General features: G+C 71.9%; 19 protein-coding genes. 9 read left to right on the top strand and 10 right to left on the bottom strand.

What is annotated here, in order from left to right:
• Positions 1-21 precede the first annotated feature (21 nt).
• Complete coding sequence (locus NUH29_RS09970) at positions 22-795, top strand: hypothetical protein (protein WP_258798957.1); 774 nt, start codon at positions 22-24, stop codon at positions 793-795.
• Positions 796-1,000: 205 nt separating this feature from the next.
• On the opposite strand, the gene NUH29_RS09965 is transcribed toward NUH29_RS09970, so the two are convergent.
• Both NUH29_RS09965 and NUH29_RS09960 read right to left on the bottom strand, forming a co-directional pair.
• Positions 1,001-1,219: a dienelactone hydrolase family protein gene (locus NUH29_RS09965; protein ID WP_258798956.1), complete on the bottom strand. Its 219-nt coding sequence runs from the start codon at positions 1,217-1,219 to the stop codon at positions 1,001-1,003.
• Between the two features lies 1 nt (position 1,220).
• Positions 1,221-2,081 (bottom strand): helix-turn-helix transcriptional regulator, encoded by an 861-nt coding sequence (locus NUH29_RS09960; protein WP_258798955.1) that lies wholly within the window; start codon positions 2,079-2,081, stop codon positions 1,221-1,223.
• A 100-nt stretch (positions 2,082-2,181) separates the two neighbouring features.
• On the opposite strand from NUH29_RS09960, the gene NUH29_RS09955 reads away from it, so the two are divergent.
• Complete coding sequence (locus tag NUH29_RS09955; protein ID WP_258798954.1) at positions 2,182-2,946, top strand: SDR family oxidoreductase; 765 nt, start codon at positions 2,182-2,184, stop codon at positions 2,944-2,946.
• A 37-nt stretch (positions 2,947-2,983) separates the two neighbouring features.
• Here the strand turns inward: NUH29_RS09955 and NUH29_RS09950 are convergent, their stop codons facing one another.
• Together NUH29_RS09950 and NUH29_RS09945 are read right to left on the bottom strand one after the other, a co-directional pair.
• A complete protein-coding gene (locus NUH29_RS09950; protein WP_258798953.1) occupies positions 2,984-3,751 on the bottom strand; it encodes an ABC transporter permease in 768 nt (255 codons plus the stop codon).
• Positions 3,752-3,811: 60 nt separating this feature from the next.
• Entirely contained in the window at positions 3,812-4,273 is a 462-nt protein-coding gene (locus NUH29_RS09945; protein ID WP_258798952.1) for a DUF8821 family protein, read from the bottom strand.
• 140 nt (positions 4,274-4,413) lie between these two features.
• On the opposite strand from NUH29_RS09945, the gene NUH29_RS09940 reads away from it, so the two are divergent.
• The 3 genes from NUH29_RS09940 to NUH29_RS09930 are packed head-to-tail and all read left to right on the top strand — an operon-like array spanning position 4,414 to position 7,697.
• Positions 4,414-4,932, top strand: coding sequence for a PadR family transcriptional regulator (locus NUH29_RS09940; protein ID WP_258798951.1), 519 nt, complete (start codon positions 4,414-4,416; stop codon positions 4,930-4,932).
• Positions 4,933-4,936: 4 nt separating this feature from the next.
• The gene (locus NUH29_RS09935) at positions 4,937-6,616 is read left to right on the top strand and encodes an ABC1 kinase family protein (RefSeq protein WP_258798950.1); all 1,680 of its coding nucleotides are present in this window, start codon (positions 4,937-4,939) and stop codon (positions 6,614-6,616) included.
• 49 nt (positions 6,617-6,665) lie between these two features.
• Positions 6,666-7,697, top strand: a complete 1,032-nt coding sequence (locus tag NUH29_RS09930) for a hypothetical protein (protein ID WP_258798949.1) — start codon at positions 6,666-6,668, stop codon at positions 7,695-7,697.
• On the opposite strand, the gene NUH29_RS09925 is transcribed toward NUH29_RS09930, so the two are convergent.
• Genes NUH29_RS09925 through NUH29_RS09915 form a run of 3 tightly spaced genes read right to left on the bottom strand, consistent with a single transcriptional unit; the run spans position 7,652 to position 10,120 of the window.
• Positions 7,652-8,827, bottom strand: a complete 1,176-nt coding sequence (locus NUH29_RS09925; protein WP_258798948.1) for a low temperature requirement protein A — start codon at positions 8,825-8,827, stop codon at positions 7,652-7,654. The two genes, NUH29_RS09930 and NUH29_RS09925, sit on opposite strands and share 46 nt — an antisense overlap.
• A gap of 25 nt (positions 8,828-8,852) precedes the next feature.
• Positions 8,853-9,245 (bottom strand): (R)-mandelonitrile lyase, encoded by a 393-nt coding sequence (locus tag NUH29_RS09920; protein WP_258798947.1) that lies wholly within the window; start codon positions 9,243-9,245, stop codon positions 8,853-8,855.
• Positions 9,242-10,120 (bottom strand): helix-turn-helix transcriptional regulator, encoded by an 879-nt coding sequence (locus NUH29_RS09915; protein ID WP_258798946.1) that lies wholly within the window; start codon positions 10,118-10,120, stop codon positions 9,242-9,244. The genes NUH29_RS09920 and NUH29_RS09915 overlap by 4 nt, the downstream gene beginning before the upstream one ends.
• A 120-nt stretch (positions 10,121-10,240) precedes the next feature.
• On the opposite strand from NUH29_RS09915, the gene NUH29_RS09910 reads away from it, so the two are divergent.
• Genes NUH29_RS09910 through NUH29_RS09900 form a run of 3 tightly spaced genes read left to right on the top strand, consistent with a single transcriptional unit; the run spans position 10,241 to position 12,560 of the window.
• The gene (locus NUH29_RS09910; RefSeq protein ID WP_258798945.1) at positions 10,241-11,290 is read left to right on the top strand and encodes a zinc-binding dehydrogenase; all 1,050 of its coding nucleotides are present in this window, start codon (positions 10,241-10,243) and stop codon (positions 11,288-11,290) included.
• Entirely contained in the window at positions 11,290-12,177 is an 888-nt protein-coding gene (locus NUH29_RS09905; protein WP_258798944.1) for an aldo/keto reductase, read from the top strand. The genes NUH29_RS09910 and NUH29_RS09905 overlap by 1 nt, the downstream gene beginning before the upstream one ends.
• A gap of 8 nt (positions 12,178-12,185) precedes the next feature.
• Positions 12,186-12,560, top strand: coding sequence for a DUF2255 family protein (locus NUH29_RS09900; RefSeq protein ID WP_258798943.1), 375 nt, complete (start codon positions 12,186-12,188; stop codon positions 12,558-12,560).
• A 7-nt stretch (positions 12,561-12,567) separates the two neighbouring features.
• Here the strand turns inward: NUH29_RS09900 and NUH29_RS09895 are convergent, their stop codons facing one another.
• Genes NUH29_RS09895 through NUH29_RS09885 form a run of 3 tightly spaced genes read right to left on the bottom strand, consistent with a single transcriptional unit; the run spans position 12,568 to position 14,542 of the window.
• Positions 12,568-12,903 carry a DUF4185 domain-containing protein gene (locus NUH29_RS09895; protein ID WP_258798942.1) on the bottom strand — a complete coding sequence of 112 codons (336 nt, stop codon included), beginning with the start codon at positions 12,901-12,903 and terminating at the stop codon, positions 12,568-12,570.
• Between the two features lie 14 nt (positions 12,904-12,917).
• Positions 12,918-13,700 carry a sulfite exporter TauE/SafE family protein gene (locus NUH29_RS09890; RefSeq protein ID WP_258798941.1) on the bottom strand — a complete coding sequence of 261 codons (783 nt, stop codon included), beginning with the start codon at positions 13,698-13,700 and terminating at the stop codon, positions 12,918-12,920.
• A gap of 23 nt (positions 13,701-13,723) precedes the next feature.
• On the bottom strand, positions 13,724-14,542 hold the full coding sequence (locus NUH29_RS09885) for an IclR family transcriptional regulator (protein ID WP_258798940.1): 819 nt from the start codon (positions 14,540-14,542) through the stop codon (positions 13,724-13,726).
• Positions 14,543-14,654: 112 nt separating this feature from the next.
• Here NUH29_RS09885 and NUH29_RS09880 point away from each other — a divergent pair, with 112 nt between their 5' ends.
• Positions 14,655-15,431, top strand: a complete 777-nt coding sequence (locus NUH29_RS09880) for a CoA transferase subunit A (protein WP_258798939.1) — start codon at positions 14,655-14,657, stop codon at positions 15,429-15,431.
• Position 15,432: the final 1 nt, after the last annotated feature.

The following is a 15,432-nucleotide window of genomic DNA, read 5'->3' as shown; positions in this document are numbered from 1 at the left end:
GCTTCGCGGCACGATTCAGCAGTGAGATCCGCTCTGAAGCGTCGCGCGAAGCGAGAGCCCGCCCCCCGACCGGAGGTGGACAGCCACCCGGGCATTGGGCTCGACACGGCTCTGCTGATTGCAATTGTTCCGTTAGCAGCGGCCGCGGTGCGGATCTGGATGTATTCGGGTGGCGATACCTCGCTGTTCCTGGTGCTGCTGCGCACACTCGATATCCCGGCGGTGCTGGTGGGCACGATGGTTTCGTTGGTGCCCGCTCTCGTCGGCGTTGCGGTGGTGGTTCTGGTCACTGACAGCAAGGCGCGTGTGAGAGCCCTCCGAACGATCGCACGGCACCCGGGGGCGACTTCGATTGCTGTCCCGATTGCGGCCTTGGTGCTCCTGTACACGACGAGCTGGACCCTCCTCTTGGGACTTCTCGCGCTCGCGGCTGCTCTTCTCGGTCTCGCTTTCGGGTGGCGCGCCGCAAAGCGTCGATGGCCCCGCATTGCTGAGGGAAGGGCAGGGCCCGACTCCATGGCCACCGTCATGGCTGTGGTGATTGGGGTGCTCATCTCGCCCAAGAACATGTGGCTACCTATCGAACAGATCGAGCTCGCTGATTCACCCTCGGTGGTCGCCTACGTGCTGCAGGCGGACTCAGATTGGACCACGCTGCTGACAGACGAGCGGGCCGTGGCGATTGTTCCCTCGAGCCTGGTGCTATCTCGAACCATCTGCAGCTCGGATAGCCCCGGCACGTTCGCTACGTGGACTCAACAAAGTCAACTCAAGGACGCGGCGGACTGCGACTAGCGCCGTGGATCGAGCTCGCTACCCGTGTTCAGCTTCTCGAGCAGATCAGCGAGCTGTTGAATCTCGGCGCCAGTGAGGCTACCGCTCATCGCGTCAGCAATCGTTGCGCGATGGGCCGGAGCTGCCTTCTCAAGCTGCGCGCGACCCACCTTGCTAATGCTCGCGAAGGAACTGCGTCCGTCGTCTGGGTTCGCCTCGCGATCGACTAGTCCCGCAGTTCGCTCGCGGCCGCGTCGGCCCGCGCATCCGTGTCGACGTCGTCGCGTCGGGCGTAGGCGAAGCCCTCGTCCATCGACGTGAAGACGTGACCGTCGAACAGGTCGGGCGTGTGCACGACGTGACCGCCCTCACGAAGCCAGTCGGCCACCGCCACGACCCCGTCCGTGAGCCCGTACACGTGGTGGAACATCAGGATCGTCGCCATCTCAGCTGCTCCGCCCTGGCGTGCTCGCGAACTCCTGTCTCCCCAGCACCGCCAGCAGCCGCAGCTTCTCCTCCGCCTCGCTGCGCGGCTCCGCGGTCAGCACGAGCAGCGCCTGCGAGCGGTCCTCGGTGAACAGGGTCTGGCAGTCGAGCTCGATCGGCCCGACCTCAGGGTGCACGAGGATCTTGTGGTCGGCGAAGCGCTGCGCCACCTCCTGCCGCTCCCACAGCTCGGCGAACTCGGCGCTGCGGGGCAGCAGCACCTCGACGAGTTCGGCCGCCCGCGAGCGCGGGCCGAGAGCCCCGGACGCGGCGCGCAGTCCGGAGGCGAGGGCGCGGCTGTGGCGGGCGTGGTCGGCCTCCGGATACCGCGCGCGATCGGTGTCGGGGCGCATGAACCAGCGGTACGCCTCGACGCGCTCCCAACCGCGGGCGCCGCTGTGGTCGCCGAGCAGGGCGGCGGCGAGCTCGTTCTGCACGAGCGTCTCGCCGAGCAGCGAGATCACGAGCGCCGGGGTGTCGGAGAGCCGGTCGAACACGCGCTGCAGTGCGGGGGCGACGTGGTCGGCGGCGGACAGCCGATCGGGCACCGTGTGCCCCGCCATCCGGAACAGGTAGTCGCGCTCGTCGGCGGTGAGCCGCAGCGCGCGGGCGAGCGAGGCGAGCATCTGCGTGCTCGGCTGCGGGCCGCGCTGCTGCTCGAGGCGGGTGTAGTAGTCGGTCGACATCAGCGCGAGCTGCGCGACCTCCTCGCGGCGAAGGCCCGGTGCACGGCGCCGCGCGCCGGGCGGCAGGCCCACGTCCTCCGGCCGGAGCGTCTCGCGGCGGCGCCGCAGGAATGCGGCGAGCGAGGAACGGTCCATCCCCCCATCATGCGCGCTGCCCGGGCCGGGAACCAGGGATCGCCGATCCCCCGACAAGCGCTCTCTGCCCGGCGCCCCGGATGCGGCGAACACTCGAGGCATGCGAATCGACTCGAACACGATCTTCATCCCCGGTGCCACGAGCGGCATCGGTCTCGCCCTCGCGCTGCGCCTGCAGGAGGCCGGCAACACCGTCATCGTCGGCGGTCGCCGCACCGAGCTCCTCGCCGACATCGCCGGGCGGCACCCCGGCATCGACACCGTGCGGATCGACACGACGGATGCCGACAGCATCGCGGAGGCGTCGCGCGAGGTCATCGCGCGGCATCCGTCGCTCAACGTCGTCGTGGCGATGGCCGGCATCATGCGTGCGGAGGACTGGACGACCCCGGCGGGATTCGTCGAGACCGCCGAGGCGACGGTGACGACCAACCTGCTCGGACCCATCCGCCTGATCGGCGCCCTCATCGAGCACCTGCGCGCGCAGCCCGCGGCGACCATCATGACGGTGTCGTCCGGTCTGGCGTTCGCGCCGCTGCGCGTCACGCCCAGCTACAACGCCACCAAGGCGGCGATCCACATGCTGAGCGAGAGCTTGCGCCTGCAGCTGGCCGGCACCTCGGTCGAGGTGCTCGAGCTGGAGCCGCCGGCGGTGCAGACCGACCTCATGCCCGGTCACGCCGAGAACCCGTTCGCGATGCCTCTCGACGAGTTCGCCGACGAGGTCATGTCGATCCTCGCGGCGGGGGAGGCGACCGAGATCCAGGTGGAGCGCGTCAAGTTCCTGCGCTACGGCGAGGCGCGCGGCGACTACGCACAGGTCGTGGCGACGCTGAACCGCACCGACCCGCACGCGGCCGCCTGAGCGGGAGCGGGGTGAGGTGTCTGCGGGACGCGTGCGGTCAGCCGCCTCGCCCCGCCCCCGCGCCCTCGGGGGCGGGCGGTTTCTGTCGGACGCCGCCCCCCAGTCGCAGCAGCAACGTCGCGCTGACAGCGCCCGCCGCCAGGATGCCGGCGAGCACGACGAGCTGGAACCGTCCCGCCTCGAGGGGCGACGCGCCCGCGAAGATCGCGCCGACGAACGCACCCGGCAGCACGACGATGCCGGTGGTGCGGGTCTGATCGATCGACGGCAGGAGAGCGCTGCGGATCGCCCCGCGGGCGAGTTCGCGCGTCGACTGCCAGGGGGTCGCGCCGAGCGCGAGCCACCCCTCGACCTCGTCCCAGCGCTGATGCGCCGCCTCGCGGAACAGTCGTCGCGTCAGGATGGCGATGGTCATCGTGTTGCCGATGATGATCCCGCCGATCGCGAGGGTGTAGCGCGGGGACAGCTCGACCGCGCCTGTCGCGAACACCACGCCGATCACCACGACCGGCCCCGCCACCATGGCCACGGCGAGCGGGATCAGATCCGGGCCGGTCGCCCTCGAGCGCCGGGCGGCGGTGCCGAACGCCGCCGCCAGCATCACGACGAGTCCGATCGCGACCCAGAGCGGGTCGGAGATGATGCCCGTCAGGATGAGGCTGAGAGCGGCGAGCTGGAGGGCGGCCCGCACGAGCGCGACGAGCGGCTCCCACGACGCCGGCACGCGCATCACCGACAGCGTGCCCGCGGCGGTGCCGGCGAGCAGCACGAGGGCGATCGCCGTGCCGACCCAGGGCGACTCCATGCACCGAGGCTAGATCACGGCGGCGACGTGCGATCGTCGGCGGGCGACCCGTCTGTCGCCTCAGTACTCGCCCTTGATGGCGAAGTACGAGCCGCGGATGGTGCCGGCGAGCTTCGAGCGCTGGCGGGCGAACTTGAACTTGTCGGCGAGCTCGGCGGGCACCGCCATGCCGTCGGTGAGCTTGAACCCGACGGCGCGCTTGCCGGCGTGGTCGAGCGTGTAGAGCACGTTGATCGACAGCCCGCTCTCGTAGAACACGTACGACCAGCGGATGCCGTCGACCTCGAACTCGGTCGCCTCGAGCGCCGGCGAGGCGATCACGATGTCGCGTTCGGCCAGGATGCGGTTCACCCACTCGACGATGTCGGGGCGTTCGCTCGCGGGCTCCACGGTGAACACGTGCTCGTACTTGTTGCGGAAGTAGCGCGCCTCGTTGGCGCGGAGCCCCGCGAGAGCCTCGGCGACGGGCGAGCTCTCGAGCCCGACGGGCGAGACATCGACGAAATCGACGACGTACGACATGGCGACCTCCTGGGGGTTCCGGCGCCCGATCGCGCCTCACCCGTCACGCTAGCGAGCGACGGCGCCGGCCGGCTTCTCCGATCCTGACCGGCGCCCAGGCGTCGGGCGTATCGTGGCCTGATCGCCGAGAGGATTCCGACATGCGCGCATCAGCACCGAACGGGTTCGACTTCTGGGAGGCCCTCGACGGTCTCCGCGAGACCTTCGCCTCGGCGGTGGGTCGCCGGGGCGGCCCGGGCGACATCCGCACCGCGATCCTCGTCGAGCTGCTCGCCGGGCCGATGAACGGCTACGAGGTGATCCGGGCGATCGAGGCCCGCACCTCGGGTGCCTGGTCGCCGGGCGCCGGCACCGTCTATCCCACCCTGCAGCTGCTCGCCGACGAGAAGCTCGTCACCGCGAAGCAGACCGGCGAGCGCAAGGTGTACTCCCTCACCGACTCCGGCCGTGAGGCGGCGGAGGCGGCCGACGCCCCCGAAGCCGCCGAGTCGGCGCGCGCCCGCGCCGAGCGCGGCATGGCGCTGCCGAAGGCCGGGGTGAAGCTCGCGCAGGCGGCGTCGCAGGTGGTGCAGCACGGCACCGCCGAGCAGAACGAGCGCGCCGTCGCGATCGTCGACGAGGCCCGGCGCAGGCTGTACGCGATCCTCGCCGAGGACTGACCGGATGCCGCAGTCGGGCGACGCCGCGCAGCTGCGCGCCCGCTACCGCCGCATCATGCGGTTCGCGACGCGTGCGTTCGTGCAGGCGTGGTGGTTCGAGCTCGTGCTGCCGCGCATCGGGTTCGGCGGCCTCGCCGAACGCGGTCGCGCGGCGCGGCTGCAGCGGCTGGCGCGACGCTTCCACGGTCTCGCGGTCGAACTCGGCGGGCTCATGATCAAGGTCGGGCAGTTCCTCTCCTCCCGGCTCGACGTGCTGCCGCCCGAGATCACGAGCGAGCTGGAGGGCCTGCAGGACGAGGTGGCGGCCGAGTCGTTCGAGCGCATCCGCGCCCAGACCGAGGCCGAGCTCGGCATCCCCCTGGAGGTCGCCTTCACCGCGTTCGACCCGGTGCCGATCGCCGCCGCCTCACTCGGGCAGGCGCACCGCGCGCGGCTGTCTCCGGGCGTCGCAGCCGACGTCGGCTTCGAGGACGTCGTCGTGAAGGTGCAGCGTCCGGGCATCGAGCAGGTCGTCGAGGTCGACCTCGCGGCGCTGCGCCGGGTGGGTCGCTGGCTCATGCGGGTGCGGCTCGTCTCGTCGCGGGTGGACGCACCCGGGCTCGTCGAGGAGTTCGCCACCACGAGCCTCGCCGAGATCGACTACCTGAACGAGGCGGGCAACGCCGAGCGCTTCGCCGCCGACTTCGCGGGCGACGCCCGCATCCGCACCCCCGCCGTCGTCTGGGACCGCACCTCGCTGCGGGTGCTGACCCTGTCGGATGTCACGGCCATCAAGATCACGGACGTCGCGGCCCTCGAGGCGGTCGGCATCGACCCGGCCGCGGTGGCGCAGGAGCTCGCGCGCGCGACGTTCCAGCAGATCTTCGTGGCCGGCTTCTTCCACGCCGACCCGCATCCGGGCAACATCTTCGTCACCCCGGGGCCGCGCGGCTCGACGGATGCGTGGCGGCTCACCTTCGTCGACTTCGGGATGATGGGCGAGATCTCGGATGCGCTGCGGGCGGGTCTGCGCGACTTCATCCTGGCGGTCGTCGCGCGCGACGGGCGGGCGCTCGTCGCCTCGCTGGAGCGCCTCGGCGTGCTGCTGCCGGGCGCCGACACCGAGGAGCTGGAGCGCGCCATGGCGGCGTCGTTCGACCGCTTCGGCGGCATGGGGGTGGCCGAGCTTCGCGACCTCGACCCCCGCGAGCTGGAGGCGTTCGCGCGCCAGTTCGGCGACACCATCCGGTCGCTGCCGTTCCAGCTGCCCGAGAACTTCCTGCTGCTGATCCGCACCATCTCACTCATCTCGGGCGTCACGAGCGCCCTCAACCGCGACTTCAACATGTGGGATGCGGTCGACCCGTTCGCGCGCTCGGTGCTCAGCAACTCGGTGGGCGACGTGCGCGAGCTCGGCCGCCGGGCGGTCGGCTACGCGACGACGATCGGCCGTCTGCCGCAGCGCGTCGACGAGCTCGTCACCCGCATCGACCGGGGCCAGCTGGCCGTTCGTGCGCCCGGCGTCGAGAATCGGCTCTCCTCGCTCGAGCGGCTGCTCAGCCGCCTCATCTCGGCGATCGTGTTCGCGGCGATGCTGTTCAGCGGGGTGCTGCTCGTGCGTGCAGACGAACCCTGGGGGTGGGCGCTGATGGCGGCATCCGCGGTGCCGCTCATCCACGTCGCCCTCACGATGCGGCGGCGCTGAGGGATCCCTAGCATCGACCCATGACGCACATGGGTCCGGGGCCCGGCCGATGATCGACACCGCCGCCCGTCAACAGGCGCAGCGGCCCACGCGCGCCGGTGCGGGCCGGATGCTCGCCGGGCTGGGCCTCGCCCTGGTCGTAGATGCGATCATCATGCTGTCGGCGCCCGCCGTGCTCGCCGCGGTGCTGTTCGTACCGCCGGTCGGCCTCGCCTTCGCGCTCGTCTTCGCCGCAGCGATCGGTGGGGCCACCGCCGGTGCGCTCTGGGTGGTCACCCGGAAGCGCCAGGTCGTCGCCGGCGTCGCGGCGGCTCTCGCCGGCACGGTTGGGGCGGTGGCGCTGCTGGTGAGCGCCGGGGAGATACCCGTCCACTGGATTCCCGCCCTCGGCGTCGATGTCGGCGTCGTGCCCGCCGCCGTCTTCGCCGTGGGAGCGGCGGCGGTTGCACTGCCTCGATGGTGGGCGCGCCTGGGCGGTTCGCTCGTCGTGATCCTCTCGGTCGCCGCATTCGCGGGTCCTTCCGTGGTCGCAGAGAACGAGCGCCGAGCCGCGGAGGCCGAGGCGCAGCGGATCGCCGCGGAGCAGCAGCTCGAACGGACCCTCGACGAGGCGGTACGACCGGTCGTCACCGACTGGGACCGGGCCACGCGCGTGATCGTCTCCAGCTCGTTCGATCAGGCGACCGCGTTCTACCGCACCGACGACGCCGGGGCGCTTCGCATCGACACCCGCGCCGCGACGGCGGATCTCGACGATGACGCCTACCTCTGCTGGCTCATGGACCCGATCTCCGGCGCGTTCGACGACGAGGTCACCATGGCGGACTACGACGGGATCTGCGCCGTGGATGACGCGGTCACCGTGCGCCTGGTCGACGGCAGCGCGATCGCACAGCGGGATGATGCATGGGTCGCCATCGTGCAGTCGCTCACCGAGAGCTACTGGCCGGATCTCGACGCCGACCGTGGCGCGAGCGCCGCGGAGATCGAATCGGTCGCGCACGCGCTGCGCCCGCTCGATCGGGACGAGTTCCGTCAGGCGCTCCTCGAATGGGATGCATTCGCCGCCGAGGCGGGCTGACGCCGCGCGCCCCACCAGCTGAGCGCCGTGAGCGTCGCGAGCACCAGGAAGGTGACCGCGAGGAACCAGATCGCCGGCGCGGCGACGGTGACCGCGAGCGGCAGCCAGGGCAGCACCAGTCCGGGGACCGTCCACACGGCCACCGTGCGCAGGGGACGCCCGTAGCGCAGCGCCTCGGCCGCACTCGACAGGTAGAACAGCGTCACCCCGCCTGCGATGCAGAGCGCGGCGCCGAGGGGGAGGGGCTCATCCGGATGCGCCACCGCCGTGCCGAGGCCGGCGGCGAAGAGCGTGACGCCTGCGACGAGCAGGAACGGCAGGTACATGACGACGTCGCGCAGGGCGCCGAGCCGTCCCTGGCTGCGCAGCGCGTGCCACCCGCGCTCGGCGGAGGCCGCGGCATGCCGGAAGAACACCCACGCGAGCAGCGAGACGGAGGCGAAGGCGAGCACCGCAGCGCCGGTCGAGAGCGGCTCCCAATGCGCGTCCAGTTCGCCGACGATGGTGAGCACCGACTCGCCGAACACGATCACCACGAGCAGGGTGACCCGCTCGGCGAGGTGCTCGACGTCGACGGTGCGGCTCAGCCACACGGAGCGTCCGGTGGTCGCGGTGAGCAGCACGATCTCGGCGCCGATCGCGACGACCCAGCCGACGTAGATCCACGGCTCGGGGAGCAGCACGGACGCCAGCCACAGAGCGGCGGGGGTCCCGTTGTAGAGGATGGGCCGCCACCACGGCACGCCGATCGTGCGGTGCTTCAGCAGCCACGGCAGCATCCAGACCAGCCGGATGATCGCGTTCGCGATCGCGAACGCCCACGCCCGCTCCCCGACCGCCTCGGGCACGGCGGCGGCCATGACCCCCACCGCGACCATCACGACCGTGACGCTGATCCACGTCGACGCCGTCGTCGACCCGAAGAGGTTGAGGGTGAGGGTGACGTTGATCCACACCCACCAGGCGGCCGCGAGCAGCAGCGTGAAGACGAGCAGCTCGGGCCAGCCGGGCTCGCCGTGCATGCCGTGCGCCACCTGGCCGACGTAGACGACCATCACGAGGTCGAAGAACAGCTCGAGCCAGTGCACCCGGCGGCCTGACCCGGGCTGCGCCGGGATGCCGTCGCTCACGCCGCCAGCATAGAGAGCAAGGGGCTCAGCGCCTCGCGTAGTCGGCATCCGACACGTGCTCGGCCCAGACGGCGCCGTTCCCCGGCTGGTCCTCCCACATGGCGAGGTGCTCCATGAAGTCGTCGGGCGTCGCGCCGTGCCAGTGCTCCTCGCCGGGCGGGGTGTAGACCGTCTCGCCCGGGTGCACGACGAGCACCGTGCCGTCGCGGGTGCCCATGAGCGCGACGCCCTGGGTCACGTGCAGTGTCTGCCCGCCCGGATGCGCGTGCCAGGCCGTGCGGGCGCCGGGGGCGAACCGCACCCGGTTCACGCGCATCGCGGATTCCGGGTGGGCGCCGCAGAGCACGTCGAACCAGACGCGGCCGGTGAAGGTCTGCTCAGGCCCGGCGACGGTCGCGGGCTTCGGCTCGAGGTTCATGTGGTCTCCTTCGCGGGTTCGGCCGCATCGGCGAGCTCGGTGGCCGCCCAGCTCGCGAGCAGCCGCAGGCCGTCGGCGGAGGGCGAGCCGGCGGGTGCGGTGTAGACGTTGAGCACGAGGCCGGGCTCGCTCGGCAGCTCCATCGACTCGTAGTCGAGGTCCAGGTCGCCGACCACCGGGTGGTGCAGGCGCTTGCGCCCCGAGCGATGGAACATCACATCCCGCGACGCCCAGCGCTCGCGGAACAGCTCGCTCCGTGTCGACAGCTCCCCGATGAGGCGGATCAGCTCGGGGTCGTGCGGATTGCGACCCGCCTCCAGCCGCAGCATCGCGGCGGCGTCACGGGCGATCCGGTCGTAGTCGCGCCAGAACTCGCGCGCCGCCGGGTTCAGGTAGGCGAAGCGCGTGGTGTTCACCGGGCGTGCCGGGTCATCGAAGACGGGGGAGTAGAGCGCCCGCCCCATGCGGTTCGCGGCCAGGATGTCGTGGCGTCCGTTGCGCACCCACGCCGGGCTCTCGATGGCGTCGAGCACCTGCTGCACGGTGGCGCGCACCGTCGGGGCGGCGGTCTTCGCGCGGCGCGGTGCGGGACCGGATGCCTTCGCCAGGTCGAACAGGTACTGCCGCTCCGCCTCGTCGAGCTGCAGGGTGCGCGCGAGGGCGTCGAGCACCGCATCCGACGCTCCCGCCAGGTTGCCGCGCTCGAGCCTCACGTAGTAGTCGACCGAGACGCCGGCGAGCATCGCGACCTCCTCGCGGCGCAGCCCCGCGACCCGGCGGTTGCCGCCGTAGGCGGGCAGACCCGCCCGCTCGGGGGTGATGCGCGCGCGCCGCGAGCTCAGGAACTCGCGGATCTCGGCCTGCACGTCGGACATGCCTCGACGCTACGCCCGCTCGGCGGCGCGAGGGAGGTTCCGTCGGTACCCGGTACGGCAGCACCTGCCGCGGATGCGATCGGAGGCGTTCACTGGAGACCGACCCCGAGGAGGACACCAGTGCGTGCCACATTCATGTACGGCGCGGGAGACGTGCGCGTCGAGACCGTGCCGGATCCCGTGATCCAGCAGCCGACCGACGCGATCGTGCGCACCGTGCGGAGCTGCATCTGCGGCTCCGACCTGCACCCCTTTCACTCGGCCCCCGCGTCGGAGGTGGGCCGCCCGGTCGGCCACGAACTGATCGCCGTCGTCGAGGAGGTCGGCGCGGCCGTCACGACCGTGCGGCCGGGTGACTTCGTGGTGGTGCCGTTCGCGTACCAGGACAACAGCTGCGTCTTCTGCCGCGAGGGCATGCAGACCGCGTGCATCCACGGCGGCTTCTACGGCACAGCCGAGGTCGGCGGACTGCAGGCGGAGCTCGCCCGCATCCCGCTCGCCGACGGCAGCCTCGTGAGGGTGCCCGACCTCGACCCGGCCTCCGCCGACGGGGGCCTCCTCGCCTCGCTGCTGACCCTCTCGGACGTGTACCTCACGGGACACCACGCCGCCTTCATGGGGCGGGTCGAACCGGGGAAGACCGTCACCGTGATCGGCGACGGCGCCGTCGGGCTCTCCGCCGTGCTCGCCTCGCGGCAACTCGGAGCAGAGCGCATCATCCTGATGGGGCGTCACCGCGTGCGCACGGATCTCGGCGTCGAGTTCGGTGCCACCGATGTCGTGGCCGAGCGTGGCGGCGAGGGCATCACGCGCGTGCTCGACCTCACGGACGGCGAGGGCTCCCACGTGGTGCTCGAGGCCGTCGGCCACCTGCCCGCCTACGAGCAGGCGTACGGTGTCGTACGTCCCGGCGGCATCATCAGCCGGGTCGGCGTTCCGCAGTACGAGGAGGCTCCCATCGGGTTCGGGTCGCTGTTCGGCAAGAATGCCCGCCTCGCCGGAGGGCCGGCGCCCGTGCGCGCCTACCTCGAGGCGGCGATCCCGCAGGTGCTCTCGGGAGCGATCGAGCCCGGCCGGGTCTTCGACCGCACCGTGGCGCTCGACGACGTGCCGACCGGGTACGCCGAGATGGATGCGCGTACCGCGCTGAAGGTGATGGTGACGGTCTGATGATCGACGTGACACTGAACAACGGGGTGACGATGCCCGCCCTCGGGCTCGGGGTGTTCCAGAGCCCGCCCGAGGAGACGACGGATGCGGTCGCGACCGCGCTGGAGCTCGGGTACCGGCACATCGACACGGCCGCCGCCTACGGCAACGAGCGCGAGGTGGGGGAGGGCATCCGCCGTGCAGGCCTCGACCGCGAGGAGGTCTTCATCGAGACCAAGGTGTGGGTGAGCGACTACGGCTACGACGAGACGCTGCACGCTTTCGCGAAGGCGACCGGCAAGCTCGGGGTCGAGCGGCTCGACCTGCTGATCCTGCACCAGCCGGCCCCCGCGCGGTTCGAGCGGGTGATCGGCGCCTACCGGGCGCTCGAGGCGCTGCTCGGCGACGGACGGGTGCGGGCGATCGGCGTCAGCAACTTCATGCCCGACCACCTCGAGCGGCTGCTCGCCGAGACCGAGGTGGTGCCGGCGGTGAACCAGGTCGAGCTGCACCCGTACTTCACGCAGCCGGCGGTGCAGGCGGCGGATGCCGCCCACGGCATCCTGACCCAGGCGTGGTCGCCGATCGGCGGCATCACCTTCTATCCGGGGCCGTGGGGAGACGAGCGCCGCAACGTCATGCAGGATCCGGTGATCGCCGGGATCGCGGCGGCGCACGGCAAGACGCCCGCGCAGGTGATGTTGCGTTGGCACCTGCAGCAGGGTCGTTCCGCCATCCCGAAGTCGGTGAACCCGGTGCGCATCGCCGAGAACTTCGACGTGTTCGACGTCGAGTTGAGCGCCGAGGAGCTCGCCCGCATCGACGCCCTCGACACGGGCGTGCGCGGCGGACCCGACCCGGATGCGGCCCGAGACGACTTCTTCGACCGCGTCATCCCGGAAGCCTGAGGAGCATCATGACCAGCTGGACCCCGCAGCAGCTCGCCGACCTCGGCCGGCACGACGAGATCCGCGTGGCGCCCGACCGAAGGGACGGCGCACCCGGCCCGCTCGTCACCATCTGGGCGGTCGCCGTCGAGGGCGCGCTCGTCGCGCGCTCCGCCCGCGGCCCCGAGGGCGGCTGGTACCGCCGCGCCCTCGCCACCGGGCGCGGCCGCATCCGCGTGGGCGGCGAGGAGTTCGCGGTCGTCTTCGTTCCTGCGCCGGATGCCGACCACGTCGCGATCGACGCGGCGATGCACGCGAAGTACGACCGCTACGGGCCGGGGCCGGTCGGGGCGATCACCGGCGCGTCGGCCGCGCCGACGACGGTGCGGATCCTGCCCGCCTGATCGCGGGCTATTCGTCCGAGGAGGCCCACTTCTCGCGGGGCACGACGTACCAGTTCGCGCCGCCGTCGGTCGACCGCACGACGCGCGAGGTCTCCTCGGGGTCGAGGGCCGCGAAGCCGACCGCGAACGACCGCCCCATCCGCTGCACCGGGGTGCCGGGCACGTGCAGCCCCCACAGCACCTCGGGTTCGGCGGGCCGCGCGGGGTCGGCGGCCGCCGCGCGCCGGCGCCGCGACCGCGAGACGAGGATGCCCGCGACCGCGATCACGCCGAGCAGCGCGATGACGATGAATGGCACGATCGCCGAACCGGAGGCGGGCTCCGCGGCGGCGGCGAGGGACATGCAGCGAGCGTACGTCAGCCGCGGCGGGGGCGACCCCGCAGCACCACCACGACGCTCACCGCCACGAGGAACGCCGCGAACAGGATCGAGCCGACGACCGCGTCGAGCAGGTGCGCCACGAGCGAGCCGAGCGGGGTCACGACGACGGCCGCGCCGCCGAGGATGAACCCGGAGCGCAGGTCGACGTCGAGGTGCTTGCGGTGCGAGAGGATGCCGACGACCGTCGTCGGGATCATCATCGCGAGCGAGGTGCCGCGCGCGAGCAGGTCGCCCGCACCCACGACGACCTCGAGCCCGGGCACGGCGACGACGCCCCCGCCGACCCCGACGAGTCCGGAGAGGATGCCGGCGAGCAGTCCGATGCCGACGAGCGCCGCCCCCGACAGCCAGGTGATCTCGATCGCGCCCTCGCGGCTCGGCGGCGACAGCAGCAGCGAGACGATCACGACGCCGATGAAGCCGACGAAGATCCACGGCAGCACCCGATCCGGGATGCGGTGCAGCAGCCGCACGCCGATCGGCGAGCCGATGACGCTGCCGGCCGCGAGCAGCAGTGCCGCGAGCAGGTGCACCTGACCGCTGAGGGCGTAGGTGACGGTGCCCGCGATCGAGATCGGCAGCAGGGCGATGAGCGAGGTGGCCGCCGCGCGGCGCTGATCCATCCGGAATGCGGTGACCAGCGCGGGCACGATCACGATGCCGCCGCCGACGCCGAAAAGCCCCGACACGAAGCCGGTCAGCACGCCGATCCCGATGAGCAGCAGGATGCGGGGGCGTGCGGCGGGGGTCGAGGTCACACCTCCATCCTGCCGTGTCGCGCTCAGCGCCAGGCGCCGCGCCCGCCCGCCGCGATGCGCGCGGTCAGCTGGTGGGCGTGGGAGAGCAGGATGCGCCCGAGCTTCTCGACGCGCTCGGGCGTGAAGCGGAACTGCACGCCCGTGAGGCTCAGCGCCCACTGCGGGTGTCCGCCGCGGGTGAACACGGCCGCCCCGAGCCCGAAGCTGCCCTCGACGATGAGCCCCGGGTTGAGGGCGTAACCCTGCTTGCGGGTTTCATCCAGGCGCGCGCGCAGGCGGCGCCCGCCGTGCTGCTCGCCCCAGCGCGCGGGGAGCTCCGGATGGCGCGCCAGGTAGGCGTCGATCTCGTCGGGCGGCAGAAAGGAGAGGATCGCGAGCCCCGCGGACGCGACGCCGAGCGGGAAGCGCACGCCCTCCGAGAGCACGAACGAGCGGATGGGGAAGCTCCCGTCCTCGCGCACCAGGCACACGGTCTCGTCGCCCTGGCGCACCGAGAGGAAGGCGCTCTCCTCGGTGACCGCGGCGAGCGAGCGCACGACGTCGCGCGCGAGGTCGGCGACGTCGTAGCGTGCGGCGGCGGCGGTGCCCATGAGGTAGAGCTCGGGGCCGGGCACCCACAGCCCGGTCTCCTCGTCGCGGTCGACGAGCCCCTCCCGGCGCAGCGCCGTGAGCAGCCGATGCGCGGTCGGGCGGGTGAGCCCCGCGCGTTCCGCGAGGTCCGAGACGCGAGCTCCCGGCTCCGCCGCGCGGGCCACGAGCTTGAGCAGGGTCGCGGCTCGGCCGACCGACTGGGTGCCGCCGGGCGTCGTCGATGTGGACACGGGGTCGGGCTGAATGTCCACGATGTGGACGCTACGCGCATCCGATTCCACATGGCAAGGCCCCGCTTCGCCCCGCACGACGCGCGGCGCAGGATGGCTGCACCAGCGACGGAGCCGACGGGGAGGATCGACGATGATCGACAAACGGATCGCGAGCGCGGCGGAGGCCGTGGCCGACATCCCGGACGGAGCCTCGCTCGCGGTGGGGGGCTTCGGACTCTCCGGCAACCCGATCGCCCTCATCGAGGCGCTGCTCGCCCAGGGCACCCGCGACCTCTCGATCGTGTCGAACAACTGCGGCGTCGACGACTGGGGGCTCGGGATCCTGCTGCGCGCCCAGCGCATCCGCAAGATGACCTCGTCGTACGTTGGCGAGAACAAGGAGTTCGAGCGCCAGTTCCTCTCCGGCGAGCTGGAGCTCGAACTCACCCCGCAGGGCACCCTCGCCGAGAAGCTGCGCGCCGGGGGCTCCGGGATCGCGGCCTTCTACACGCAGACCGGCGTCGGCACCCAGGTGGCCGAGGGCGGCCTGCCGCGCCGCTACGACGGGCAGGGGGGCGTCGCGGTCGCGTCGCCCGCGAAGGACGTGCGCACCTTCGAGGTGGGCGGTGTCGAGCGCGAGTTCGTGCTCGAGGAGGCCATCACGACCGACTTCGCGCTCGTACACGCCGCCCGCGGCGACCGTCACGGCAACCTCGTCTTCACCAAGTCGGCGCGCAACTTCAACCCGCTCGCCGCCATGGCCGGGCGCGTCTGCATCGCCCAGGTCGAGCAGCTCGTCGAACCGGGCGAGCTCGACCCCGACGACATCCACCTGCCCGGCGTCTTCGTGCACCGCGTGGTCGAGGTGGGCACCGACATCGAGAAGCGCATCGAGCGACGCACGGTCGCCGCGGCGGAGAGGAGCTGAG

This window comes from Protaetiibacter mangrovi, assembly GCF_024752305.1.
Classification (GTDB): Bacteria; Actinomycetota; Actinomycetes; order Actinomycetales; family Microbacteriaceae; genus Homoserinibacter; species Homoserinibacter mangrovi.
Note: the sequence above shows the minus strand (reverse complement) of the source record. Positions and strands in the feature narration are given on the sequence as shown.